Source organism: Maledivibacter sp., from assembly GCA_025210375.1.
GTDB lineage: Bacteria > Bacillota > Clostridia > Peptostreptococcales > Caminicellaceae > JAOASB01.
In genome coordinates, this window is sequence record JAOASB010000037.1 from 262,440 (window position 1) to 288,900 (window position 26,461).

The 26,461-nt window shown below is 30.9% G+C and carries 26 protein-coding genes; 6 read left to right on the forward strand and 20 right to left on the reverse strand.

Translation table 11 applies throughout. The features are described 5' to 3' along the window. Window positions 1–91: 91 nt before the first annotated feature. Window positions 92–1,030, forward strand: a complete 939-nt coding sequence (locus N4A68_14030) for a glycosyltransferase family 2 protein (protein ID MCT4565416.1) — start codon at window positions 92–94, stop codon at window positions 1,028–1,030. A 212-nt stretch (window positions 1,031–1,242) separates the two neighbouring features. Here the strand turns inward: N4A68_14030 and N4A68_14035 are convergent, their stop codons facing one another. From N4A68_14035 to N4A68_14080, 10 genes are all read right to left on the reverse strand, one after another. Then, window positions 1,243–2,529, reverse strand: a complete 1,287-nt coding sequence (locus N4A68_14035) for an NAD(P)-binding protein (protein ID MCT4565417.1) — start codon at window positions 2,527–2,529, stop codon at window positions 1,243–1,245. Between the two features lie 36 nt (window positions 2,530–2,565). After that, window positions 2,566–3,102, reverse strand: coding sequence for a dTDP-4-dehydrorhamnose 3,5-epimerase (gene rfbC, locus N4A68_14040; GenBank protein ID MCT4565418.1), 537 nt, complete (start codon window positions 3,100–3,102; stop codon window positions 2,566–2,568). After that, on the reverse strand, window positions 3,102–4,019 hold the full coding sequence (locus tag N4A68_14045; protein MCT4565419.1) for an NAD(P)-dependent oxidoreductase: 918 nt from the start codon (window positions 4,017–4,019) through the stop codon (window positions 3,102–3,104). The genes rfbC (N4A68_14040) and N4A68_14045 overlap by 1 nt, the downstream gene beginning before the upstream one ends. After that, complete coding sequence (locus N4A68_14050) at window positions 4,016–5,077, reverse strand: SDR family oxidoreductase (GenBank protein ID MCT4565420.1); 1,062 nt, start codon at window positions 5,075–5,077, stop codon at window positions 4,016–4,018. Before N4A68_14050 ends, N4A68_14045 begins: the two co-directional genes overlap by 4 nt. Before the next feature lie 70 nt (window positions 5,078–5,147). After that, window positions 5,148–5,921, reverse strand: coding sequence for a glucose-1-phosphate cytidylyltransferase (gene rfbF / locus N4A68_14055; GenBank protein MCT4565421.1), 774 nt, complete (start codon window positions 5,919–5,921; stop codon window positions 5,148–5,150). 646 nt (window positions 5,922–6,567) lie between these two features. Continuing rightward, a complete protein-coding gene (locus N4A68_14060) occupies window positions 6,568–7,536 on the reverse strand; it encodes a beta-1,6-N-acetylglucosaminyltransferase (GenBank protein ID MCT4565422.1) in 969 nt (322 codons plus the stop codon). 117 nt (window positions 7,537–7,653) lie between these two features. After that, on the reverse strand, window positions 7,654–7,878 hold the full coding sequence (locus N4A68_14065; GenBank protein MCT4565423.1) for a DUF2061 domain-containing protein: 225 nt from the start codon (window positions 7,876–7,878) through the stop codon (window positions 7,654–7,656). After that, a complete protein-coding gene (gene cysC, locus N4A68_14070; protein MCT4565424.1) occupies window positions 7,869–8,492 on the reverse strand; it encodes an adenylyl-sulfate kinase in 624 nt (207 codons plus the stop codon). Before cysC ends, N4A68_14065 begins: the two co-directional genes overlap by 10 nt. Window positions 8,493–8,632: 140 nt before the next feature. Beyond that, window positions 8,633–10,462, reverse strand: coding sequence for a GTP-binding protein (locus tag N4A68_14075; GenBank protein ID MCT4565425.1), 1,830 nt, complete (start codon window positions 10,460–10,462; stop codon window positions 8,633–8,635). Next, on the reverse strand, window positions 10,449–11,330 hold the full coding sequence (locus N4A68_14080) for a sulfate adenylyltransferase subunit 2 (protein ID MCT4565426.1): 882 nt from the start codon (window positions 11,328–11,330) through the stop codon (window positions 10,449–10,451). Before N4A68_14080 ends, N4A68_14075 begins: the two co-directional genes overlap by 14 nt. 262 nt (window positions 11,331–11,592) lie before the next feature. Here N4A68_14080 and N4A68_14085 point away from each other — a divergent pair, with 262 nt between their 5' ends. After that, a complete protein-coding gene (locus N4A68_14085) occupies window positions 11,593–12,294 on the forward strand; it encodes a sulfotransferase family protein (GenBank protein ID MCT4565427.1) in 702 nt (233 codons plus the stop codon). A gap of 62 nt (window positions 12,295–12,356) precedes the next feature. Next, complete coding sequence (locus tag N4A68_14090) at window positions 12,357–13,277, forward strand: glycosyltransferase family 2 protein (protein MCT4565428.1); 921 nt, start codon at window positions 12,357–12,359, stop codon at window positions 13,275–13,277. A gap of 43 nt (window positions 13,278–13,320) precedes the next feature. Here the strand turns inward: N4A68_14090 and N4A68_14095 are convergent, their stop codons facing one another. The 9 genes from N4A68_14095 to rfbA all read right to left on the reverse strand — a co-directional run bounded on the left by N4A68_14095 (window position 13,321) and on the right by rfbA (window position 21,636). Continuing rightward, window positions 13,321–14,043 (reverse strand): sulfotransferase, encoded by a 723-nt coding sequence (locus N4A68_14095; protein MCT4565429.1) that lies wholly within the window; start codon window positions 14,041–14,043, stop codon window positions 13,321–13,323. Between the two features lie 86 nt (window positions 14,044–14,129). Beyond that, entirely contained in the window at window positions 14,130–14,963 is an 834-nt protein-coding gene (locus N4A68_14100; protein ID MCT4565430.1) for a hypothetical protein, read from the reverse strand. A gap of 94 nt (window positions 14,964–15,057) precedes the next feature. Then, window positions 15,058–15,789: a glycosyltransferase gene (locus N4A68_14105; GenBank protein MCT4565431.1), complete on the reverse strand. Its 732-nt coding sequence runs from the start codon at window positions 15,787–15,789 to the stop codon at window positions 15,058–15,060. A 229-nt stretch (window positions 15,790–16,018) separates the two neighbouring features. Then, entirely contained in the window at window positions 16,019–16,963 is a 945-nt protein-coding gene (locus N4A68_14110) for a glycosyltransferase family 2 protein (protein MCT4565432.1), read from the reverse strand. A gap of 247 nt (window positions 16,964–17,210) precedes the next feature. Beyond that, window positions 17,211–18,140: a glycosyltransferase gene (locus N4A68_14115; protein ID MCT4565433.1), complete on the reverse strand. Its 930-nt coding sequence runs from the start codon at window positions 18,138–18,140 to the stop codon at window positions 17,211–17,213. A 64-nt stretch (window positions 18,141–18,204) separates the two neighbouring features. After that, window positions 18,205–18,780, reverse strand: coding sequence for a dTDP-4-dehydrorhamnose 3,5-epimerase (gene rfbC, locus N4A68_14120; GenBank protein MCT4565434.1), 576 nt, complete (start codon window positions 18,778–18,780; stop codon window positions 18,205–18,207). Window positions 18,781–18,791: 11 nt separating this feature from the next. Next, the gene (gene rfbD / locus N4A68_14125; protein MCT4565435.1) at window positions 18,792–19,661 is read right to left on the reverse strand and encodes a dTDP-4-dehydrorhamnose reductase; all 870 of its coding nucleotides are present in this window, start codon (window positions 19,659–19,661) and stop codon (window positions 18,792–18,794) included. A gap of 22 nt (window positions 19,662–19,683) precedes the next feature. Next, window positions 19,684–20,703, reverse strand: coding sequence for an SDR family oxidoreductase (locus N4A68_14130; protein ID MCT4565436.1), 1,020 nt, complete (start codon window positions 20,701–20,703; stop codon window positions 19,684–19,686). Between the two features lie 63 nt (window positions 20,704–20,766). After that, on the reverse strand, window positions 20,767–21,636 hold the full coding sequence (gene rfbA, locus N4A68_14135) for a glucose-1-phosphate thymidylyltransferase RfbA (GenBank protein MCT4565437.1): 870 nt from the start codon (window positions 21,634–21,636) through the stop codon (window positions 20,767–20,769). A gap of 345 nt (window positions 21,637–21,981) precedes the next feature. Between rfbA and N4A68_14140 the strand changes: the two genes are divergently transcribed. Together N4A68_14140 and N4A68_14145 are read left to right on the forward strand one after the other, a co-directional pair. After that, window positions 21,982–22,689 (forward strand): glycosyltransferase family 2 protein, encoded by a 708-nt coding sequence (locus N4A68_14140; GenBank protein ID MCT4565438.1) that lies wholly within the window; start codon window positions 21,982–21,984, stop codon window positions 22,687–22,689. A gap of 24 nt (window positions 22,690–22,713) precedes the next feature. Continuing rightward, window positions 22,714–24,111 (forward strand): hypothetical protein, encoded by a 1,398-nt coding sequence (locus N4A68_14145; protein ID MCT4565439.1) that lies wholly within the window; start codon window positions 22,714–22,716, stop codon window positions 24,109–24,111. On the opposite strand, the gene N4A68_14150 is transcribed toward N4A68_14145, so the two are convergent. Further along, on the reverse strand, window positions 24,078–24,800 hold the full coding sequence (locus N4A68_14150) for a glycosyltransferase (protein MCT4565440.1): 723 nt from the start codon (window positions 24,798–24,800) through the stop codon (window positions 24,078–24,080). The two genes, N4A68_14145 and N4A68_14150, sit on opposite strands and share 34 nt — an antisense overlap. 293 nt (window positions 24,801–25,093) lie before the next feature. Between N4A68_14150 and N4A68_14155 the strand changes: the two genes are divergently transcribed. Next, window positions 25,094–26,344: a hypothetical protein gene (locus N4A68_14155; protein MCT4565441.1), complete on the forward strand. Its 1,251-nt coding sequence runs from the start codon at window positions 25,094–25,096 to the stop codon at window positions 26,342–26,344. Window positions 26,345–26,461 lie beyond the last annotated feature (117 nt).

Genomic DNA, 26,461 nt, shown 5'->3' on the forward strand with positions numbered 1-26,461 from the left:
TATACATATCAAAACTCCATAGAAACATCCTATATTTCCATATGTATAAATTAGGATTTACTTGGAACTCTCTGTACAAGGGGGAAATAATTTGAAATCGAACTCTATTGAAGATAATATACAAAATATTGATACAAAAAAAGATATGCTTGTTAACTCAGGGGTTTCTGTTATCTCTATTATTAATCGTCCAAATAGTATTGACAAAACATTTGACAATTACTTGAAACAAAATTATAAAAAAAGGGAATTAATTATTATACTAAATAGTAGCGATATGGATTTTGAGAAATATCAAAAAAGAGCAGAACAATATAATCACATTAGGGTTTTTAAACTTAATCAAAAATTAAATAGTGGAGAATGTAAAAATTTTGCATTCAATCATATTAATTTTGATTATATAGCTTTTTTTGATGAGGATTTTTATGCTTCTGATTACTTAAATGAAGCCATGGGGACTTTTGAGAAAATTGATTGTGATATAGTGGGTAAATTAAAAACATATGTATACTTCGAAGAAAGAAAATTTTTAGCTGTAAATAATCGTAATTATAGCTATGAAAATGAATATTCACCTGGAGTAGTTAATTCAACCATGGTATTCAAGAAAAAGTTACTTGATAAATTAATTTTTCCCAATACAAGCTTTGCTGAAAATAAATTTCAAATTTATTGTTTGAATTATGGATTTAAAATATATTCTACAGGTAGATGTAATTATGTGAAGCATATAACCCATGATTCTGACTTCAAAATAGATAGGGAAGACTTTTTAGAAGATTATAGAATTGTTGCTAGAAACATAACCGACTATACCGACTATATTGCTGTAAAAAATAATACAGATTGTAGTAATAAAAGCAAAAAAAAGAATGAAAATAGAAAAAAGGAAAATGCCAATAAGGAAAACAAGAAAAAGAGAAATATAAATAAAAACAAACAAAATAATAGGAGCCAAAACAATAAAAATAAAGCTACCCCAAAAAAGTCAGAAAAAGAATCTGGATGGGGTTCTATACGCCTTTAACATATTTTTCCAAATGCAAAAAAGTAATTACATCCTGGGGTAATTACTTTTTTGTATATTTTTATTATATTTTGGTTGATCTATAAATATAGATATCCCAAGTTAAACTTAATTTATACATCTCAAAATATCCGATGTTTCTAGGGATTTTTGATGGGTATAAATTAACTGTTTAACTGGAACATCTATATAACTTTTCTAAATGTTCTTCATTATTTAACCCCTTTATTAAATAGACCATCAATTACTCTTTTACCACTTAATAAGCTTTGATCACTCCATAAATAAGCCCATTCACCAAAACGCCCTATAGTATGAATATTAATTGTCTTTAAGAATTTTTTCACCGCTTCTCTTCTCGAAATCATGCCATGATCAAATACTACATTCCCAAAGGGGACAATGCGACAATCAGTCACAATAATATCATTTTTACTAGCTAAATCCATTTTCTCTATTGAATTAGCAATATGTTCAATTAAATTATTACATTGTATTTTTAAAGGCCGATGTTTAGAAAAATATATTTCAAACTGTAATGAACTGCAATCATCTGGAACATTGTCCGGCGATTTTAAATTCGGAGAATACACCCTTGATGCCAAAATAGATTCATCATATATATAGAACCAAAGATGTTTTGCTACATCAGGTCTGTTAAAGCCTATAGACACTATAGCAACTGAAGTTGCCCATAATTCTTTTGCAGCTTCAATGATATTTAAAGGGACTTCATCTATCATGCTAACTAAATTAGGTAAAGGAATGCTGCTTATTAAAGTTTCATAATAAACCTTTTCACCATCAGCAAATTCTACATATTTATGTTTTGGATTTATTCTGATTGCCCTTTTTTTAGTTTTTATATCACAAAAATCAACCATGGGATTAAGAAAAGCTTTAAATCCACCTTTTTGAGGATAACGCATTTCCTTTGCATAATACAAATTAGGTGTTTCATCAGTCAAGGCACCAATTAATACTTCATCTATATTAGGTCGATACATTCTTATGCCAACCCAATCAACACTTAATTCTTTAGGATGCACAGTCCAATATTTTTGTGTATACTTAACTGGATATCGATCTGCTATATAGCCTCCATATTGCCGAAGCAGCCATTCATAATAATTTGAGACTTTATCTAGATTGGGTCTTTCTATAAAACCCTTTATTGCTTCTACTTTTTCACTTGCTGATATGGGGTATAGATTATTTTGTACTGGATGCTTTAACCATACTCCATTTTCATAATTATATGGAACAGGGATATATTCGTAATAATCTGTTTGATCAAAAATAGATCTGACATATTTATCTTTGGCAAAGGATAGATGGACAGTAGTATCAAATCTAAATCTATCAATGAAGAAGTTATCTAGTAATCCACCCCAGCTATCCCTAGCCTCATATATGGTTGTCTTATATCCATATTTATTAGCATGATAGGCTGCTGAAATCCCCGCTATACCTGCTCCCAGGATGACTTTTTCAACCAATACTATCCCCCCTCTGTTTTTCTTTCATCCCCTTTATCAAAAAGGATTTTCAAACTCTGAAAAATATTGCAAACTATTATCTTTATCTGAAATAATTGGATTCTTTATTTTCCAATCCATACCAAAGGAATCCCACCTAATACCTGTATCATACTCTGGATTATATACTGTTGTAGTACTATTTATTAATATGGTATTGTCTTCATAGGATTTAAAACCGTGGGCACATCCCCTAGGTATATATATACTAAATCTATTGTATTCCGATAATTCTGCACTTATATACTGTCCAAATGTTCTTGATTTTTTCCTTAAATCTAATATAACATCCAATATTTTTCCCTTGGGAACACATACTAATTTATCATGGTCAAATGGTGGCAATTGAAAATGCATACCTCTAATTACATTTTTTCTAGAAATTGAATAATAGCTTTCCTTAAATTCAGTACATAGGTTATATTTCTCAAAAATATCTTTGTTATATGTTTTACAAAAAATTCCTCGGTTATCATTAAACACCCTATTTTTAATCATGACAACGCCATCAATTTTAGTAGTCACTATTTTCATTATTCAATTCTCGCCTCACATTTATCTTTTTTATTTTTTAATATTATATATATTCCTTCTTCTATACTCACTTTAGGTATCCATCCAACTAATAATTTCCCAGTATTCCAAGGAATCATTACTTCCCTTTTCCTGTAAGCTCTTCCTCCCCAAGTTATCTTTAATCTATTGCCGTACACTTTTTCAAATATTTTGACTAAATCCCTTAATTTCATTGGCTTACCCGATGAAACTGCATAGCATTCATGTTTCATATAAAAATTACTTCTTATTGCTATTGCAGCTTGAGAAAAGGCCTCAATAACGTCATCTATATAGACCAAATCAATATATTGTTCACCGGGAGACATGGATAATTCTGTTCCACTTATAGAGACATCTTTAAGTAGATTAATTATTTTACTTCTAGGATCGTTTGGCCCATAGGTGTCAAAGAGTTTTAATGTAATGGCTCTCAAACCTTCTCCTTGAATATAATATTCTAAAATATCTTCAAACCCCTGCTTGGTGGCGGCATATAAGCACATTGGATTATATTCATTATTCTTATAATGCTGCCAAGATGTCCCTGTATTTATTAAATACCTAATATTGTTTTTAGACATTCCCTCTAATAACTGAGTCCCAAATAAAATATTACTACTAAACAGTGAGCATATATCCTTCGGTTCATGTTTGGGTATGCATGATGCAGCTAAATGAAAAACTATTTTTGGGTCAGCTTTTTTACATATATCAATCATTCCCTCAGTTGTCCCATCATGTATATGGATACTGATTTTATTTAAAATATCATTTATAAGATATAAATTTGAATTTGACCTTACTATTATGTGAACATCCCAATCCTCATCTACTAAACGTCTTGCTAAATTAGAACCAATATAGCCAGTTGCCCCAGTAATTAGTGCTTTCATTTATCCCAGCTCCTAAAAGTCCATCTCAATTCCTTATCTAATAATTTATTTGCTACTAGCTTTTCTAAAGTTTTCAACCTAATAAAATTTGATTTTCTGTAATTTTTTATATTGAAATTTGCTTCTTCAAGACCATTTTTCAAGTCCTTTACGGTGGAAATAAGGTCATAGCATGGTTGATATTTTGGAGCTAACTTTTTAAACAAGTCAAAACTTACTTTATATGATCTTTTATCCGCCCGAGCATTTTTATTGATTTCAATTTGTGTATCACTCACTATTTTACCTACGGCAAATGCTAGCTCCTTAATTTGATAGTTCCACTCATTTGACCCTGTATTAATAACTAGATGGTTTCCCCCCTGTTCAGGCTTTCTTGTGATCGCCCATTCTATTGCTTTTGCCATATCTTTAACATTTATTAATGGTCTATTAGGGGTTCCATCACTTAATATTCTAATTGTTTTCGATGTTATAGCTCCAGCTACAAAATCATTTAATACTAGGTCTAGCCTTAGTCTCTCACTTATCCCACAAGCAGTAGCAAATCTAAGACATGTTATTATAAAATTATCCTCGGCCATATTTCTAAGGGCTTCTTCAGTGTATAATTTTGACTTTGCATAGGTGGTAAGGGGATTAACCTTGGATTTTTCAGTTCTAAATCCATCCTCTGCGCTCCCATATACACTACAACTAGATGCAAAAACAAATCTTTTTACGCCCATTTTTTTCGCTTTATTGGCCAATTCAATATTTGATTTATAGTTTATCTCCATAGTAACTTCTTCAAATTTATTTCCCATTGGATCATTTGATATTGCAGCTAAAGCAACTATAGCATCTACTCCATTAAGCACTTCCTCGGGGAAATTTCTTACATCACCAAAATATTGAATATCGACTGCACACTCTGGCAAATAGTTAGTATTAATTAAATTCGTAGCAAAAAAACCAATATCATACCCAATGATTGTGGCTTCTGGAAAACAAGTCCTTAGCTGTCTAACCACCACAGGCCCTATATATCCTAAATTACCGGTTATCAATATTTTCAATTTATCACCTCAATCTAATCAAAATCTTTCTAAATTGATTTTCTTAGATTTTATTATTTGATCTTCTATCTTACCAAATCTTCCAAAATGCCTTATTTCCCTTCCACAAATCATTTAAATATTTAACATCCCTTTCGTGATCCATGCACGCCCATAATCCCTCATGCTTATATATAGCAATTTCCCCTTGCAGTGCTAAATTTTCAAATATACCACTTTCTAAATCACAATCTTCATCATGGGATAAATAATCTAGAAGTTCTTTGTTAAACACCATAAATCCACCATTAATAAGCCCCTGCGATGTTTGTGATTTTTCTTTAAAAGATGTCAAAATATCCCCATCAGCAATTAGTTCTCCAAACCTAGCCGGGGGATGAACCCCTGTAATAGTGACTGTTTTACCTGATTTTTCATGAAAACCCATGACATCCTTTATATTTATATCTGCAATACCATCACCATAGGTTAATAAATTTATATCATCATCCAGATGGTTTTCTATTCTTTTCAATCTTCCGCCTTTTAGGGTATTTAGTCCAGTATCTACTAAAGTAACCTTCCAATCTTTTTCATCATGCTCATTGTGAAATGTGATACTTAAATCCTTAAGATCGACGGTAAAGTCATTGTTTTTTGATTTATAATGTAAAAAATAATCCTTTATTACATCACCTTTATAACCTAAACAGATTATGAAATCTTTAATTCCATATGAAGAATAGATTTTCATTATATGCCAAATTATTGGTTTTTCTCCTATTTTAATCATAGGTTTTGGAATAAACGCAGTCCTTTCACCAAGCCTTGTTCCATAACCACCTGCTAAAATAACCAGTTTCATAGATATCCCTCATTTATGTTAGAAGTATTTAAAGAAAATTTTTATGAATTAAAAACAAAAAAATCTATAGAGGAATTGCATAACTCTTACTTGGCTAAACCTAATATGCGAATATCATCCTATATTTAATTGCTTAAGATATAAGCATATTTGATGGTATAGCTATTGGGATTTTAGAACTACATATGGTAGATAGTTTTTGTAGAAGGTAATTATGCAATTTGCTCTATAATCAAATTTATTTGTAATGGCTTTTATTATTAGAATTTCCAATTTCCTACTTCATACTACGTTTAACTTAACTCTTTTGCCACATGAAAAATCAAATGAGAAAATTGCATAACTCTTACTTGGCAGAATTGCATAATACATATGGTATGGCTTTGAAGAATTTTAGACTACATATGGTAGATAGTTTTTGTAGAAGGTAATTATGCAATTTGCTCAAATATTAATACATGCAAAAAGGAGCGCCCAAATAATTTGGACTCTCTTTAATAAAAAGATATATATACATCTTAATGCTTTTTATATACATAACATGTATAGGGATTTTAGCATAGACTTTAACTCATATAAGTCCAAAATGCCCATAACCATCCCATATTTGTCCATGTATAAGTTAAAGTTTTGAGTACTCCCTATATTAATTTCCCATAATTCTATTTGTGATCTTTTGGATAATTTTATTATCCACATTAATATCAAATTTCCTAGCAAATAGCTTATCACTAATGATTAATTTCTTATAGTCGTTTTTTGTTAGTATTCTAGGTTTTTGTGGCCCAGAACGCCAGTCTATATACCTTAGATTATTATTTATTACTCTATCCTTAAAATGGGAATTTAAAATAATTGTATGGAAAATTTCTTCATCGGGATATAGGGTATATTTATAATAATCGCAAAAGCTTTTGTTTTTACTAACATAATCAATGATAAACTGGGCACATTCTCCTGTTATTGTGTTCCATAATGAACCTCCATAGAGTTGAATATCTTCAAAATATTTTCTTTTTATGTTTAATTCCTTTTGTTTTTCGTATAGCTTATATGACCTATCAAATCCAAATTCATCAATGAACCAATAATATTCAATTCTGTGTAATCCATCCCCAATTCCCCAACCTTTTCTTGGCACTTTAGTGAATCGAAGAAATTCTTTACCCCTATTTTTCTTTAAAAAATCTAAAATTTCATATTTATTTTTAATTGGTAAATCCTGGCCACTATGCAAGCTTATATAATCATATTTATCTTTTTTAAGACACTCCTTAAGTAAAAGCAAGGTGGCAGCCACCATGCTATATCCTCCCTTAGTTACTTTTTGTCTTTTCTCTATAAAGAAAACATTATCTTTCTTATTTATATTTTGTAACAAACTATGATCTATAATATGGCTTTCCTTGTTGATATGAATAAAAAAAGTAGTGTTCTCACAATCTAACGCATTTATAAAGGTAACTATTTGAGAAGGATTTTTATGGGCTAATATCAAAAAAGCTACTTTTAGTCTATTATTATCCTTTATTTTATTCACTTTTCTATTATTTACTTTCTTTTTGTTTGCTTTTTTATTATGTTTTTTGACTTTGGAGTCTAAAGAAAGCTGCATTAACTTGCCCCCTTTCTCTAATTTTTTATATCTGAACAAATTGCATAATTACTTACTACAAAAATTATTTACTATATATAGTTTTAAAATTTTCTGGAAATATTTCACTTGACCCTTTTATTTTAAAGAAGAATTATCCTTGTTATCTTTTTTAAATAATTGTATTTTTTCCCAAATTGTTTCATGGAAATAATAGATAATCATTTTTATAGTCCCTTCCAGTAAAGTAACTATTCCTGCAGTTTTTATTTCACCACTTACTATATAAACTATAAAAAGAGTTGTTAAAGAGGCCGTTATTCTCCAAGTTAAAGTCTTTAACAGTTTTTTCTTTATTGACATGAAATACATACCTCTTTTACAATAAAATCTAATACCTTTGCAACGGATTCTTTTACAGTTAATATATCCGTATCAATTATCAAATCTACACTTTCCCCTTCTTCATAGGCAGAGGATATACCCGTAAAGTCTATAATTTCTCCTTCTTGAGCCCTTTTATATAGTCCCTTAGTATCCCGTTTTATACAGGTTTCTATATCTGCTTTTACATATACTTCTATGAAGTCTCCATTATTGACTTTTTGTCTTGCAAACTCTCTCATTTCTTTAATAGGTGATATACATGATACCAAGATTATTAATCCAGAATCTTTGAATAACGCCGCTGCTTCAGCTATTCTTCTCACATTTTCATTTCTATCTTCTACTGAAAAGCCCAGATTTGAACATAATCCATGCCTTATATTGTCTCCATCCAGCCTATAGACTACTCTTCCAAGTTTCATCAATTCTTTTTCCACTTCTATTGCTATAGTGGATTTCCCTGCTCCTGATAAACCTGTAAACCAAACTACTAAGCCCTTTTGCCCAAGCCTATGACATCGGTCTTTGTAGGTTACTTTTCCCCTACTCCATACTATATTGGTACTTTTTTTTACATATCTATCACTCACTTGAATACACTCACCCTTATTAAAAATAAACAACTTCAAGGTTTAGTATATTTCAAAGAAAAAATGTAGAACCGTTCATTATTTTCTCGGAAATATATTTTAAGTCTTAATGATGTTTATCTATAGTTAATAATTTACTATTACCACGGCTTAAATATTATCCCTTCCTCTTGTAAAATCACCTTTATTTTGGCTACCACTTTTTCTATTGAATCATGGGATGGAATAAGTAGGTCATATTTAATATCTGTTGTTACATTTTCACCTATCCAAATAGTCTCTATTTTATCCGAGTTTATAGTAGTTTTTACGATATCTAGATCATTTTGGAATAGCTCTGTTGCCGTTACTATTAATATCACACCGGCATCAAGCATAATATTTGCTACCTCTGCCAATCTTCTTAAACACTCTTCTTTGTTATCCTTTACCTGGGACTTAATATCTGCATCAACTCCATACAGCACATTTCCTATACCTAAAAAATAAGCAATTTTCCCATCGTCCACCAATTTTTTTTCCAATGCCTTACCTATTTTCTTTTTTTGTGCATCCTTTTCACCGGTTATCAATATCATGATTGGTTTTTGATTATATTTTTCAGCCCTTATTTCTTTAGTTATCCAGCTTTTTTCCCATTTATTATCCCTAATAAATATCTTTTCTCTTATCCATGTTTGTTCATCCTCTAATGCTGTCCCAATAATTCCTCCACCGGTGATTTGATAGTTATCTACTATCACAAATCTACTTGTTTCTTGTATTACATGGGTAAGATCAAAGGCTATTGCTTTATCTAGTTTGAGTATGCATTCTGCCACATCATGTTTTTCCACTATATCTTTTTTTTGTTTTTCTAAGTTGGATGCATCTATTATCATATTTATTTTTTCTAAACTCACATCTACCTTAGTAGTTCCTAGTTTTAATATATACTTCTTATCCTTTGCCATAGGAAATTTGCCAAGCCAAAACAAATTTACTTTTATTCTACTTGTAACACTTGGTTTGTACTGATTTAAGCACGTGGCTATTTCCCCTCTTGTTATATATATCTGTTGTTCCAGGGTGAATCCTGTAGCATATCCAGTAGCTACACTTAATTGCTTCTCCTTATTAAATCCTTCTATGGATTTCACTCTACTTTTTTTCCCAGATGGATAAAATATTACTTCATCGCCTACGCTCAATTTCCCCGACGTCACAGTCCCAGATACAATTCTCCTTGAATCCCCATCCTTTGTAAATTTGTACACTGCCTGTACAGGCATCCTAAATGGTCGATCTTCATGCTTTTTTTCTTTTCTAAAGCTATCCAGGGTTTCTAAAACCGTTTCACCATCATACCAGTTCATTTCTTTGGAGAAACTTACTACATTATCTCCCTTCATTCCACTCACCGGTACAAATGATTTTGCAGATATATTTATCTTTTTAAAAAAGTTATTAAGCTCCTTAACAATATTTTTATACACTTCTTCATCATATTTCACTAAATCCATCTTATTTATTAAGACGGATACCTGCTTAATCCCAAGCATAGATAGCATATATCCATGTCTTCGTGAATTTTCCTTTATCCCTTCATCTGCATCTATAACTAATAAAGCTGCTTCTGCCCTAGAGGCACCGGTTATCATATTTTTTAAGAATTCTATATGCCCCGGCGAATCCAATATTAGATAATTCCTTTTTATTGTCTTAAAAAAACATCTAGCCGTATCTATGGTTATGCCTTGAGCTTGTTCGTCCTTTAGTGCATCTAATAGAAATGCATATTCAAAGGGTTTGGAATTCCTTCTGCACATTTCTTTTACCTGCTCAAGCTTACCTTCTGGTAATGAATCTGTATCCGCCAAAAGTCTGCCAATAATTGTACTTTTTCCATGGTCTACATGCCCAACTATCACTATATTCATATCTTCTCTATGATCTTGAGATTCCTTGATTTTTCCCTTACATATATCCACCTGTTCTCAACTCCTCTAGTCCTCCACCATCTTCCTTATCCTGCTCCCTTCCTGCTCTTTCCGCTATATTTGAAAACTTTCCTGTTTTTAATTCTTCTATTATCTCATCAACATTCTTAGCATTTGACTCTATTGGTTTTGTACAAGGATAACATCCTAAGGACCTATATCTTTTACCATCACCTTGATCAAAATATAATGATACCATAGGTATATTTTCTCTTTTTATATATTCCCATATATCTAATTCCGTCCAGTCCAATAGGGGATGTATTCTAACATGGGTCCCAGGTGCAAAATCAGTATTAAACTGATTCCAAAACTCAGGAGGCTGATCTCCTATATCCCAGCTGCTTTTTTTATCCCTTGGTGAAAAATATCTTTCCTTTGAGCGGCTCCCCTCCTCATCAGCTCTTATTCCAACGATTACACCCTTAAAAGGCGTTGTATTTCTATCCTCTTCATATCTCCCTGTTTCGTGATTAATTCTATATCTGGGCCATTTACCATTAAGTGTGTTAACTAGAGCTTCAGTTTTCAAGTTTTTGCAGCACTCTATTCTCGTTGCATTACCATCGGGAAATGTCTGTTTTTTTTCTAATGCATCCCTATTCTGTCCATATATCATATCTAATTTCCATTCCATAGCTAATTTATCTCTATGTTCAATCATTTCTGGAATTTTATAGTTTGTATCTATATGGATAAGTGGAAAGGGTACATGCCCAAAAAAGGCCTTTCTAGCAAGCCATAATAATACTGTACTGTCCTTTCCAATTGACCATAACATACATAGATTTGTGAATTCACTATAGGCTTCCCTCAAAATATAAATGCTTTTAGATTCTAGTCTATCTAAATGATACATATTCCTCCCCCTTTTTTCCCTATATTATTGTATTCATCACCTTTAATTATGTTATTTTCTAAGATAATAGTCTTAATCTGCCCATCAACACATAAATACTATTGTCTTCATACTATATACTGCAAAAGAAAAAGACACTGACAGTATCATAATACCGGTGTCACTATACACACTTTACAGAATCACAAAAAATTTGCACATAAAAATTGGACATTGAATAGTATATATTGAAAAAAAAAGAGACAATCATAGGAGGTTTTTCATGCTAGCCATTTCAAATAAAGAAAGAGCCACGGATAACGTTATTATATTTGTTCACATACCTAAAACTGGAGGCACTACCCTATGCTCAATCATAGAAAAACAATATAAGGACTACTATGACATAGCACAATTAAAAATTCCTCTTTCACAATACCTTAAAAAAGATGACACAAAAAGACTAGAGGTTATAAGAGGCCATTTTAGTTTTGGTATCCATAGGCTTTTGCCCCAGGACAAACATACTTATATCACTATACTCAGGGATCCCATTGAACGAGTAATATCCGCTTTTTACTATATACGAAGATCAAAACCCCATAAACTGCATAACATAGTTAAAAATATCACCCTTTATGAATTCGTAACTAATAAAAGATTTGACCATCAAACACTTAATAAACAGACCCACATGTTAGCAGGAAAAAAGGATGCCGACTTACAGGAAGCTAAAAACAATTTGAAAAAATATTTTTCTGTAGTTGGAATCACTAAGCGGTACGAAGAAACTCTATATGTTATGGGTAAGAAGCTAGACTGGAAAATTGATAACTATAAAAAAAGAAAAGTAACACAGAATAGACCAACTGTAGAAGAAATACCTAAGGATGTCATCAAAATAATAAGAAACAAGAACCAAAAAGATATGAAACTCTATCAATTCGCCAATATACTATTAGATAAACAGTTGCAACAGCTCTAAAATCGATTTTCCCATAGATAGTAGTATATGTAATATTATTTTATAGAAAGTGAGAGATAAAAGTGGAGACCAGCGTCGATATCATACTATTAAATTACAACACACAACCTATGTTGAAAAATTGTATTAAAAGCATTGAAAAACATACTAAATTTTCCTACCGCTTAATTATTATTGACAATAACAGTCAAGATGAAAGTAAGAAATATCTTAATAGATTAAGGAAAAAAGATATGACCCTTGTCTATAACAAAAAAAACTTAGGAGTTTCTAAAGCCTGGAATCAAGGTATTAAAAAGGGTAAAGGTAAATATATTCTTTTTTTAAATCCCGATACACTAGTTTCTCCAAACTGGCTAACAAAAATTGTCCATTGTGTAGAAAGCGATAAGAAAATAGCAGTTGTGGGTACTAAACAAATTAATGAAAAAGGTCGCATTGTTCATGGGGGAATTTTAGAAAAGAATGGGAGGCGAATAAACCGAGGCTTTGGGCAAAAAAATTCACCCAATAAATTTAATAAAATTTGTGATTGTGTAACAGTGTGGGGAGCCTGTCTATTAATCAAAAGAGAGAATATCCCTATTATTGGCTACTTTGACGAACAATATTTTATGTATGCAGAAGAAACAGACTATACCTTTCGGGCTAGACTTTTGGGATTTAGAGTGGTATATTGTCCCGTAACTATAACTCATTTTGTTGAAGGATCACCAATTAATGATGATGAACGACGTAAAATTCATCAAAGGAGCAGTAATATATTGTTGGAAAAAAAGAGATTAATCTCTCCTAAGGTATTAAAAAGTTCAAAATTAATTAAGGGAGAAAAACCTGAAATATATCTTGTACATGGAGGTGAGAAACATCTGATACCAAATAAAAGTATCATAGATCGTCTCAATCTAAATAATAAAAATATCAAGACGCTTCCTCAAAAACAAGTTGATAGAATCCCAACTGGAATAATTATATATATATAAAACCATTCCCACATTCTTAGGAATGGTTTTATTCCTTAAAATACTATGAATCATTTCCCCAATATAAATTATAGTCGGATTTTAATTGTTTTTTAGTTTTATTCCTTAACTTTTGTATATCCTTTGGAGTTAAAATCATTTTAAGAGTTTTTTCATATTTATCGTTATCAACTTCAATACCAAGAAATCCGATGATATCATCAATTGCTTCTTCAGAATTTGATATTATATTTTCATAATTAATATCAAACCTATTCAGTCTATTGCACTTTTCAAAAAAACTATTAATTCTCTCATCATAAGCTTTTTTTAATCTGATACCCCTTTGAATTTTCCAATTCTCCCTTTGTGCAAGTGATCTAGCTACTTCCTTTGAATCACGATGGCACACAATGAAATGGGCATTGGTTAGAAACGGTAAATATAATTCTATAGTTAAGCTGGTTCTTGGATCCTTCCATCCCCAAAGCTTCGATTCTTTTCTTTTAATTAAATTACGGATTGGTCTGCTAAACTCATCCCTTTGAGCCAAAATGTCTTTTATATCTGGTGGTGCTTTCCAACTACCACCAGCTGCCCTTAGAATTTGCTTATTCAATTCAAAAAAATCAACATCTTCAAAGTAGCCTAAGGGATTTGCTGCATTTGGATAAAGCAATCTTTTCCCTACATCAACGCCGAGCTTACTTAAAATTCCAGTCACCATAGAAGTACCACTTCTATGCATTCCTAAGATTACCACTGTTTTTATTTCTTGTTGTTCCACTTTTTCACCCCTTCATTGTATAATGTATCTATTGATTATTTATTTTCTTCTATATGCCTTAATATTTTACTTGTCCTCAAACTTATTTATGTCAGTAATTTATTGAATTCCTCTATCCTCTTCTGAACCCATGGATATGTACAAGAAGTTAAATTACCAAATTCATCAATGCAGTTATGATAATGAATAATGTATGGATCAACTTTTTTGGGACAAAGCTTACTATTCACCGGTATGTGTATGTGAAAATTCATTTCAATGGGTAATGGATTAACTTGGACATTAGCTTTCTGCAAAGCCAGTGTTAGTGCTATCTGATCAATAAAAAATATATAATTATTTAATTTCTCTTTGAAGGAAATCAGCTCCTGTATATAATATGTCCATTCGTCATAGAGCTTTTTACGATATCCCCTTGGTACAAGTAATACTCCACTATTAAAATATGGAATTATTTTTTTTGCATCGGATGTTGTAGTATATCTTATAGAAGGTAATTCAAGATTAAATCTTCTAAATATTTTTCTCCAAAACTCCATACTTGGCCCAGCCCAATCCACTGGCTTAGCCCTAAATTCCTTCTTTTTCAAAAAATTCATGAAATTTTTACACACTATGGTATCATGGTCTAGCAAGACATAATAATCGTATCCTAAATCCATTTCCAGCATACGCACCTTATTGTTATGAGGATATCTGGGATTTATAGGAGTACTACTAATAATACTTACATCCATTTTATGAAGTTTTCTTTTATATTCTTCCTTTGGGTCTTCCATAAAAAAAACAACTTTCCCAAATCTATTAACTTCTCCACCAAACTTATCAATGCTTAAAAAAAGATTTTGTAATTTCATAAAATAGTCTGATCTATTTTCTCCAACACAACAAATCACAGCGTTTAAGGTACCATCTTCCATAAAGCACCTCCAATAATTATGGGTGTGAGGCAAAGGAACTTTGCCTCACTTTTTTGTAAAAGCCTATCATAGTTTACTCAATTAGTGATATTTATCATTTGTTTTTTTTAATGGGAACAATATCATATCCAGATTGTGTAGAATTATTTTTCACTAGTTTATAACCTGCCCTTTGAAGACGATTCCTCAGACACTGAATTCCTAGCCAGGGCTTAGACCTGTAGTTTTCAATGTAGTAAGAAATATTCCTTTTATATTCATCTATTTGATGACCGTGATTTATTACTACAGTCTCATCGGGTCTAGCAACAAGATATCCTACTTCCTTTACAGCTTTAGAAAAAGCATAATCATTAGGAAATTTATATCCTGAGCCTATATTGTCCCATCTAATTCCTTTGTCCCATATCTCTCGCCGAAACATAGAACTTGTACCCACATTACTATTCATAATATAGATTACACAGTCCCCTTCTACCACCTTAGTTGTATTCTCTTTCTTGAATGGTGCAAATAAGGATAGCTGACCTAATTTAGGAATTTTTCTAAAAGCTCTCAACATTTTTTGGTCCCATCCAGATTTATAGGTAAGATCATTTTCAGAAACATGCAATAATTTAGCCTTTGCCATCTTTAGCCCAAGATTTAACGCTCTTCCTCCCCTATTCCCTGGTAAAAAAATAGAATTGCAATTAGGGTTATTTTTACAAAGCTTTTTGATGATCCCCTTAGATCCATCAGTTGATCCATTATCTATAATTATTAACTCAAAGGGAACGGAAATCGTGTCTATATATGAATGAATAGTCTTTTTTAATAGATGCATACGATTCCAATTTAATAGAACAGTTGATACTTCCGGTACATCATATCTTCCGTTCTGCGTCTTATATATGCTAATATATGACCTACCTCCCCATATTAAATATAACAATCCTTTTAATCAGTATATTTAATTTCTATTTTCAGGCATAGAGACTCCAGTTAAAACTTCAATTTATACACGTCAAAAACTCTTATAAATGTCGAGTATTTTGACATGCATAAATTAGGATTCACCCTAAACTCTCTATATTTATATTCTCCTTTAGCCATTTAGCCCATTTATTATGAAAAATCTTAATATTTTTTTCTCGCCTTTTTAATATTACATCCCAATCCACTTTTTTCTGTGTTCCCCATAGATGATGGAAAATCAATGCTGTTGGACAGTACATGTTCACATAACCTCTTTTGCTTAGCTCCAATGAAAAATCCACATCTTCATATCCATAGTTATAATTCTCATCTAATCCTCCAACCTCAAAATATATATGTTTTTTTACTAGCAGCACGGCTGCACTAACCGCGAGTCTTCCTTCCTCTTTGTTTACCCTATCATCATATGGTTTGTAACCATCGCCTACAAACTGAGGTTTAAAAAGCTTACCGTCTTTTTTAAAGGTCATTCCTATCTGCTGAACCAAAAGAGCTTTATTTTTCTTATTATTATTGGGATAAAGTATTTTAGGACAGATAGCCCCTGCTTTAGATGTCCTTAAAGCACATTTCACCATTTCATTTAACCATCCATAGGTAGGCTGTGTATCATTATTAATTAATAGGATATAATCTCCCTTTGCATGCTTTGCCCCCTGGTTACATCCCTGTGAAAAATTTTTATTTTCCTTATTCCTAATAATTTGTAGGGGTAATATATTTGACTCACTTCTTAATATGGAAATTGATTTATCCGTAGACCCATTATCTACAATTATGATTTCATAGTTCTTATAAATGGTATTTTCTTTAAAACTATTAAAGAAATCATTTAAAAACATGGCTCCATTTCTATTTAGGATTACAATTGAAACCATAGGTGGATTAGAGGGTAGTGTATCATCTAAAATTTGTTTGTTTTTTATGAGAATTCTATTATATTTATCATTTTTTCTTTTATTCATATTTTCCTTTTTATTTAATTTATCTTCGTTTCCCATTTCCAAGTTGAATCTATTCATGATTTTCCCTCCAGATCAACAAACCTTTTTATAATTTAATGTTCACCGACTCTTCTAATCTTGCCAGCCTTTATGGAGAGTCCCATTACTTCTACTTTTTCTAGTAACATAATACGTCTACATTGACTTAATGTGCTAAAAAACTAAAATGCCCATATTTTTGTCATTGGGCATTGAAATTTGCATAATTACCATCTACAGAATCTATATATATACTTTTAAATCTGTTATTACGTATATTAAATGACTACATATCTATTCTTTTTTCAATGACCTCTATAATCCGTTCCACTCTCCTTTCAAAGGTATGATTATTAGTTACTATTTCATATCCCTTACGAGCCTTTTCTGTTCTTGAAACCCCATCCTCTAAATATTTATCTATCAAGCCCTCTAACTCTTCTTTAGTTTCATAGGTAATTAGTGCATCACCAAATACTTCTTCACTTCCATTAACATTATCAGAAATCATAAAAGCTCCCGATGCAAATCCGTCAAATAATCTATTTGACAAAAAGCCTTTTTCCCTCATATCCTCCCAATGATCATTAAGTAATATTTTACATGAGGAATAGGCTTCACTTAAATCCTTATTTGAAATATATATTCCTTTGATATATTTCCTATCTATAAACCAATCCCAATTATCTCCATATACTGCTAAATCCCTTTGGGTTGGCAAAATATCCTTAATTATTTTACGATATACAAATCTAGAATTACCTACAAACAGTAGTTCATGATTAAATCTCACATTTTCCCTTGAATAAAAAAGTTCTGGGTCAGTACATTGTAATAATGCTTCTACTTGTACATCACAAAGGGGAGATAAATATTGTGCCCAAATTTTTGAAGCTACAAAAACATAATCATATCTATTATATTCACTAATCGTTACCATATCAGGATGGCATATATTCCACATAATATTGAATTGATTTTTTCTTGGAATGTATCTACTATTCCCCCTTAATACCATAACCACATCACAGTCTCCATCTTCCTTTGAATTCCACTTGGGTAGAATCTGAATTGAAGCTTTCCAATTTTTCCTGCGAAATTGTTTTATAAGGGCTAAAGCAAAGTGATATTCCCCCCATTGGTGGGCCACATTCCAATTTGGTATAGGTACTTTTATAACGATCTTTTTCTTTTTTATGGGTTCTAATTGTCTCATAAAATAATTTACCTCCACCTCTAATCACAATTGCTTTCCCGTTGCAAGGCCCACTTTATAGAATTTAGCAACTAAAATAAAAATCTAGCTCCCTCAATGTCGTCCATTCCCTGTCCTTCTCAGAAAGAAGCAGTCCATCCCTGTTAATTCCATATTTTTCAAAGGGCCAAGCAATTCCTATATCATTATCATTCCAAATCAAACCACCTTCATCTTCTTGATACCAGTGGTCTGTAACCTTGTATAGAAATTCTGTACCATCTTCTAATGTTAAAAAGCCATGGGCAAAACCCTCTGGAACATAAAGCATCTTTTTATTTGTTTCAGATAGGATTATCCCATAATACAATCCAAATGTAGGTGAATTCTTCCTTAAATCAACTGCTACATCGTATACACTTCCCATTATTACTCTAACTAATTTCCCTTGTGGATGTTTTTTTTGAAAATGAAGTCCTCTTAATACCCCCTTTGCTGATTTTGAATGATTATCTTGCACAAATTTCATATTAAGTCCCGCTTCAATAAAATCCTTTGAATTGTAGCTTTCCATAAAAAATCCTCTGCTATCACCAAAAGTAGCTGGCTCAACCACAAACAAATCAGGTATTCTCGTTTCAATAAAATTAAACTTGCCCATTTTATCCCCCCTTAATTGAGCAATTTATCCATATATTCTTTTAAAGCTTCTCTCCAATCGGGCATAATATTCAAGTCTTGAATCTTTAGCATATGATTTTCAAGAACAGAATTTTTTGGTCTTTGAGCAATTGTTTGAAACTCTTTTGTTCCAACGGGATTAACTATAATTTTTATTTTAGCAGCCTTAAATATTTCCAGGGCAAATTCATACCAAGTGCCATTACCCTCACAAGTTGCATGATATGTTCCATAATATGGATACTTTATCAACTCTAATATCTGTTTTGCTAAGTAATATGTGTTTGTTGGAGTCCCAATCTGATCATCTACCACCTTTAGCTCCTGTTGTCCCTTTGAAAGTTCTAGCATTTTCCTTACAAAATTACCCCCCTTTGATTTGCTCCCCCCATCTCCATAAAGCCATGCAGTCCTTAAAATATAATATTTATTTGTTACGCTCTTTAGCAATTCCTCTCCAAAAAGTTTGCTTTTACCATATATATTTATTGGATTTGGATTATGAAATTCCATATAACCAGTAGTAGTATCCTTTTTTATACCATCAAACACATAGTCCGTTGATATATGGACAAGCTTTGAATTCAGTTCATTTGCGATAACTCCCAAATTTCTTGCCCCTATTGAATTTACCCTATATGCCCTTTCTACTTCTTTTTCACAAACTTCTACATTATGAAAAGCGGCTGTGTTTATTATTACTTCTGGTTTTATTACTTTTAAGGCACTATAGGAGTTTTCAAAATCAGTAATCTCTATATCCCTGTGGTTTAAAGATATTATTTCATAGCAGAATTCATTATTTGCTCTTATAATGTCACTTCCTAGCTGACCCTGAGCCCCTATTAAAGCTATTTTCATGATAAACACCTCTTAGCATCAATTATAAAATCTCTCCATTTCTACAAACTTCTTTTATATGTTTATTCCGCTCTATAAGCATCTTATACCAATTTACAGTCCTGGTTTTAGGATCATCCCAGCTTATTACTCCCTTTTCCATGGCGTTCCATATTTCTCTTGCACCGTCTTCAATTTCATATTTAGTCTCATAACCTAATTCATCTTTTATTTTGTCAAAACTCACCCTATAGGATCTCTTATCGGGATCTCCATACCAGTCAAATTCAAATGATTTACTAATTCCCCTACATACTCTTTTCCCTAATTCCAATATTTGAACATTTAGATCATTGGTCCCTACATTAAATATCTCTCCATTAATCTTCTCCATATCTGACTCCATTACCATTACAAAGGCTCTAGCTGTATCCTTTACATGTATAAATGGTCTCCATTGTGTTCCATCCCTTAGCATTTTTAATTTCCCAAGATGATTATATGCCCCTATCATTCCATTTACAGCAAGATCAAATCTCATTCTATAGGAAAACCCAAATACTGTTGCCTGTCTTAATGCTGTAACGGTAAAATTGGTATTAGCTAAGGACAATACAGCATTTTCAGCTAAGTAATTTGCTTCAGCATAGGTAGTTAATGGATTTACTGATGATTCTTCAGTTAAGATTTCTTTCTGAAATCCATACACACTACAGGAACTAGCAAGTATATATCTTTTTACCCCTTCTTTTTTAGCAAGATGTGCGATTCTTGACCTCCCAAGATAATTTATGTCGAGGGTCTTTTGTGGATTTAATTCTCCCGATGGATCATTTGATAATGCAGCTAAATCCATTACCGTATCTATATCTTTAAATATTTCTCCACCAATATCCCTTATATCACCCTTAACTAATTCTATTTTGTTTTCTATATCTTCAAGGGCATTTTTTCCAAAAAAAAGCCTGTCTAAAACTCTTACTTCATATCCCCTCTCTAATAGCGATCTTACTAATATACATCCTATATATCCAGCCCCTCCTGTTACAAGAATTTTTTTCATACACTTCCTCCTCGCACAATAAAGTTATGATAAGACAATCCCTATATTATAAATCTCCTCTTTTTATGACTCCTTAGCTATGGAAGCCAAATATTTTCCATAATCTGTTTTTAAAAGAGGCTTAGATAGTTCCAACAGTCTTTCCCTATCCATATATCCCATTCTATAGGCAATTTCTTCAATACACCCTATGTTGTATCCCTGTCTTTTTTGGATTACTTCAACAAAATTTGCAGCTTCCATAAGTCCATCATATGTTCCGGTGTCTAGCCATGCCATACCTTGTTCAAATAACTGTACCTTTAATTTACCCCTTCTTAAATATTCTTCATTTACTGAAGTTATTTCAAGTTCTCCCCTTGCCGACGGATTCACATTTTTAGCAATGTCAATCACATTGTTATCATAAAAATATAGTCCAGGTACTGCATAGTTAGATTTAGGGATTGATGGTTTTTCTTCAATGGATATAACATTATTTTCATTATCGAATTCCACTACGCCTAGCTCCTTCGGATTTTTTACATAATATCCAAATATTAATGCTCCCACTTCCAATAAAGCAGATTTTTGAAGAATTTCAGTAAGCTTATGACCAAAAAAAATATTATCGCCTAAGACCAATGCTACATTATCCTCTCCTATAAATTTTTCACCTATAATAAATGCATCGGCGATTCCCCTTGGTTTCACTTGAACTCCATAGGAAAAAGAAACCCCCAATTGACTACCATCTCCTAATAAAGCTTCAAATCTATATACATCTCTTGGGCTGGAAATAATCAGTATTTCCCTTATTCCAGAAAGCAGCAAAACAGATAATGGGTAATATATCATTGGCTTATCATATATTGGTAAAAGCTGTTTTGATATAGATTTAGTAATTGGATATAATCTTGTTCCTAATCCTGCTGCTAATACTATGCCTTTCATATTCATAAAACCCCATTCCATAAATTGTGTAAATATGGAGCAATGATCTACCATAAAAACAATTCAAATTTTTAGATTCATATCTGCTATAGAGATTTTAGTATAGACTTTAACTTATACAAGTCCAAAATGCCCAGAACCATCGCATATTTGTCCATATATAAATTAAAGTTTTGACTGGAATCTCTATATCCATTTTTCTACTATAAATAATATGCTTCTAGAATACTAAGTGTTAATCCACTATTTTCAATCTTTTTTATTCTATTCTTAATTTTTATTTAGTGCATATTATTAATATAAAGAATATAAATAAGCTATATTTTAAAAGGGGCAAATACTTATATGAATTATAGAAATATGAAGGGAGTTTCAATAATCACATGTACAAATCGATGTAAAAATATTGATTTTATATTTTCTAATTACGCCAGACAGTTATTTGACAAGACGGAATTAATAATAATCTTAAATAGTAATGATATGAACCTAAAGAAGTGGAGGAAAAAATCAGAAAATTATAGGGATGTAAGAATATACCAATGCCATGAGGACAAAACATTGGGTACATGTAAAAACTTTGCAATTAATCATACAAGTCTTGAATACATTGCTTTTTTTGACGATGATGATTATTATGGTAAAAACTACTTGTGTCAATCAATAAATGCATTTGATGATAATAAATGTGATGTAGTTGGAAAAGCCACATGTTTCATATATTTTGAAAAAAGAAATACCCTAGCACTTTTTAACCCTAATAATGAAAATATATATGCCAGTTATGTGATGGACTCAAGCCTAGTAATTAAACGTAAAATATTCAAAGATATAAGCTTTGAAGATGATATACAACCGGAAACACTATTTCAAATCATGTGCTTGAAAAGGGGCTATAAAATATATTCCACTGACAGATATAATTATGTAGTACATAGGCATTATGATCCAATAAAGGAACATACATGGAAAATTAGTGATATCAATCTTTTAAGATATTCAGAAATTGTTAAAAGAAATATAAATAGTTATATAGAATATGTTGATAGATAATATAGAGATTAGGGTGGTGTCTATATGAAAAACATTCAAACTAAACAATATCTCGCCGATGAGAAAAAGTTAAATCATTATTTTTTGATTAATAAATGCTTATATGAAGAGAATAGTTTTGATGTAATAAAAAATAAAAAAGTAATAATAAAAGACATTATAGCCTTTTCCCTTGATATCGATAAGTCAGGACTGATTAATATAGTTTGCATCGATGATAATCAAAGATTACTCTATCTAGCAAAAAATAAGAAACAATGGGATAAAAAAATCATTACAAAAATACAAAGCTTCTATGAAGTAAAGTCCATGAGATTTTACTCTAACTTAAACAATGAAAACATCAGAAGTATTTTTTTGCTGGTCAATGATACTAGAAATGAAAATGCATACAGTATTTTTTCCTATTCCATTAAAAATACAAATTGTGATATAACTAAGGTGATAGATTTTCATTATGATAATTACAATCCCATATTTAAATCGGATATTGATAATTCTGGAAATCTACATATAATATTTAAGACAAAGGAAAATGATAAATACAAATTATATTATAGGCTATACAATGTAAAGTACAATAAATGGGGACTTCCCGAAAAGATTACTGAAAGTACAAGTGATTTATTTAACACATTAATTTTATGCGATACCACTAATAATATTAATATAGCATGGTCTGCACTTTTAGATAAAAGCATTAGGATACACTTTATCAAAGGAAAAATTGATTTATATAAAAAAATGAAATGGAAGGCTTTCAAAACCCTTCCCTCTAACATAACCAATCTAACGAATCCAGTATTGATCCAAAGTGGTAAGAATATTCAATTTGGTTGGAAACAAAATAGCTGCTATAATTTTACTGAGACAAACCTAGAGAAGGATGATTGGAAAAAAGTATCCTCAACAAAATTAGATCTAAATAGCCCATTAATACCAATTACCATTATCAGGAATGATCACAAGAATATGTCCACCTTCAAAGCTCCTTATACTTACCTATACCTATCGGATAACAATAAAAAAATATTAGGTATAGATAAACTGGAAGACATACAAGCAGAAATAAACAAAACATTTAAATCTACAAATACTAACAATATCAATCATGACACCCAAGACAAATCAGATGCAAAATCTTTAAAATACTTAAATGATATAGGTCTCAATATTGAAAAAAGCTCCATTGTAAATGATATATGCTCCATGGTTCATAGCACACAGGAATCTGATGATCTAAATGTATTTATAGAGAAACTTAATAAATTGCACAAGGAAATGGAAAATGTGAAAAATAAAGAGCTTACCCTTCTAAACTCAATTTTGGAGATAAGAAAAAGTAATAATAAGCTATATAAAAAAATGGAAGAAATCATTAATGATTATCATGAATCCTCTTTAACCATTAAAGATAACTGACTCCTAATATCCTCCTTTATTTTTTTAGCATTGTTTATCATCTCCACATCACCAACTTTGTTCCTATGATTCTTATAATGACTTCTGGTTTTAACTAGGGGTTCATTTATATACAAAAATTTATAATTGCACCCTAACCTAAGCCAAAGGTCATAATCCTCAAGATATCTGTATTTTTCATTAAATATCCCAATCCTATCAATACAAGTCTTAGGTATCATAACAGTAGATGTATTAATGTAATTATAATTAAACAAATATTTTATAGCTTCAATCTGACTTGAGAAACCTATACTTTCATAATAATCGATTATTTTAAGTTTCCTAGATACACAATAATAATCTGAATATATTAATCCAATATTATCATCCCTATGATCCTCCATATATTTAGCTTGAAGCTCTAGTTTTTCTGGAAGAAAAATATCATCTGAATCTAGGAAACATAAATATTCACCCTTTGCATTTTTGATACCATAATTTCTAGCGGAAGATGGACCTTCGTTTTCCTTGTAAATATATGAAACCCTATCCTTATATTTTTTTACTACCTCCGGCGTATTATCAGTTGAACCGTCATCCACTACTATGATCTCAAAGTCTTTATAGGTTTGGTTAATCACACTCTCAATGCTATCACATATAAATTCTCCATAATTATAAGTAGGAATTATAACACTTATCTTCACAATAAGTACCACCCCCTAAGGCATTTAATACCATATTATGTTCTCAAAATTATTTCGTTCTCCCTATCTTTTACTTCTTTTCCAATCAAAATATTCATATGTATATATTAAGGCACATTCACAAAATGAAATGATAATCTTACTCGTTCCTTTAATTCCTTTCCTCATTACTACATCCCCTGCCTATAGTGGGTATACTTAAGATAAAGTGCCTAGAGAATACTTGAAATTGTTTCCCCATCTGACTTGTTTATTTTTTCATGTGCCTAATAATACTTTTGAAGGTGATAAGTATGGATAGAAAAAATAATTTCTATATCATTGATAATAATTCAGATAAAAATTTATGGTGCTTTTATCTATATAATGGCGGCCTTTACTATCAAAACAATAAAGATACTTTTAAAGATGATATAAAAATAATCGATGATGTGAAAACCTATGATTTGTGTATCGATAACCATCAAAGGATTCATATTCTATGTGTTATACATTCTGGTGAGCTGGTTTATCTTGTATTTAAAGATGATCAATGGTATAAGAATACTCTACATACTTTCCCTAGGGATTCAAATGGTATTGACGAAGTAAATATCATAACAATAAATGATATTATTCATATATTCTATAACTTTAGATTTATAGCTCCTAATATTAAATTCTATAATTATAAATCCTTTATAATGCATGGTTACAAAACTGAATATGAATGGGTTCAATCATATATTGGCACATTTCATAAACCTAATAATCCAAAATACTTTATTGAATTTGACTCAGAACAAAATTTACATTATTTTTATTTAAGTCAAAATCGAAAATCTGCCTCTATTAATACCTTAGTATTTAATAAAAAGATAATGAAATGGTTTGAACCAAAAAGTATTAAACTAAGTATTCTCAATACTGAACTACTACAGGTTTTAATAGATACAAGTAATAAAATTCATTTTATTTTCAAGGACATGAATACTGAGCAAGTTTATCATTATTCTATAGATAACAATTCATCGGATAAAAATAATAAATATAGCTTAATTACTTCTAGTAAAGATACATATGATTTTAAAATATTAGAATATAATAGAAAGCTATGTGTAAGTTGGATATCTGAAGACTCTATATCATATATCTTATCCCATGATCTAGGAAAAACATGGACTGATATCTCAAAGCATCCTTTATCAAAGCTAAAGGAATTAAAATATATAAATCTAGATAGGAAAAAAACATCACCTAAAGCCATTTCTTCCTTTGGCTACTTAGAAAATAATGGGGTATTTATACTAGGAATCAATGATATCCCCAAATCCCATAATAATGTTGTAAAAGCAGATAGAACTAATAATAAATTATCAAATATAGTAACCCTAGATGCCAAAGTTGATGAAGATATAACCCCCACCATAAATGATAATAATGATTTACATTCAACCCTCAAAGAAAATGGCTCAAAATCTACTCCCTTGGATACAAGGGAAACAGAAAAAAAGGAACAATCCCTATGGAAAAAAATAACCAACTATCTTACATTAAAGGAATGATTTTTTAACCCTATTTGGATTAATCAAGTAGGGTTGTTGTTTTGTACCATAAATTGGATGTAAAATTTTGTAGAATATTGTATATTTTTTTGATATCATATTTATGAGTACAAAAAA

Bases quoted from the DNA above. Each gene is read 5' to 3' on its own strand.
- N4A68_14115 (MCT4565433.1), bottom strand. From the start codon at position 18,140: ATGAGACAATTAGAACCCATAAAAAAGAAAAAGATCGTTATAAAAGTA.
- N4A68_14140 (MCT4565438.1), top strand. From the start codon at position 21,982: ATGAATTATAGAAATATGAAGGGAGTTTCAATAATCACATGTACAAAT.
- N4A68_14145 (MCT4565439.1), top strand. From the start codon at position 22,714: ATGAAAAACATTCAAACTAAACAATATCTCGCCGATGAGAAAAAGTTA.
- N4A68_14130 (MCT4565436.1), bottom strand. From the start codon at position 20,703: ATGAAAAAAATTCTTGTAACAGGAGGGGCTGGATATATAGGATGTATA.
- N4A68_14065 (MCT4565423.1), bottom strand. From the start codon at position 7,878: ATGTCAATAAAGAAAAAACTGTTAAAGACTTTAACTTGGAGAATAACG.
- N4A68_14100 (MCT4565430.1), bottom strand. From the start codon at position 14,963: ATGGAAGATGGTACCTTAAACGCTGTGATTTGTTGTGTTGGAGAAAAT.
- rfbA (MCT4565437.1), bottom strand. From the start codon at position 21,636: ATGAAAGGCATAGTATTAGCAGCAGGATTAGGAACAAGATTATATCCA.
- N4A68_14060 (MCT4565422.1), bottom strand. From the start codon at position 7,536: ATGCAGCTTTCTTTAGACTCCAAAGTCAAAAAACATAATAAAAAAGCA.
- N4A68_14080 (MCT4565426.1), bottom strand. From the start codon at position 11,330: ATGTATCATTTAGATAGACTAGAATCTAAAAGCATTTATATTTTGAGG.
- rfbC (MCT4565418.1), bottom strand. From the start codon at position 3,102: ATGAAAATAGTGACTACTAAAATTGATGGCGTTGTCATGATTAAAAAT.
- rfbF (MCT4565421.1), bottom strand. From the start codon at position 5,921: ATGAAACTGGTTATTTTAGCAGGTGGTTATGGAACAAGGCTTGGTGAA.
- rfbC (MCT4565434.1), bottom strand. From the start codon at position 18,780: ATGGGCAAGTTTAATTTTATTGAAACGAGAATACCTGATTTGTTTGTG.
- N4A68_14105 (MCT4565431.1), bottom strand. From the start codon at position 15,789: ATGCATCTATTAAAAAAGACTATTCATTCATATATAGACACGATTTCC.
- rfbD (MCT4565435.1), bottom strand. From the start codon at position 19,661: ATGAAAATAGCTTTAATAGGGGCTCAGGGTCAGCTAGGAAGTGACATT.
- N4A68_14110 (MCT4565432.1), bottom strand. From the start codon at position 16,963: ATGAATAGATTCAACTTGGAAATGGGAAACGAAGATAAATTAAATAAA.
- N4A68_14045 (MCT4565419.1), bottom strand. From the start codon at position 4,019: ATGAAAGCACTAATTACTGGGGCAACTGGCTATATTGGTTCTAATTTA.
- N4A68_14085 (MCT4565427.1), top strand. From the start codon at position 11,593: ATGCTAGCCATTTCAAATAAAGAAAGAGCCACGGATAACGTTATTATA.
- N4A68_14155 (MCT4565441.1), top strand. From the start codon at position 25,094: ATGGATAGAAAAAATAATTTCTATATCATTGATAATAATTCAGATAAA.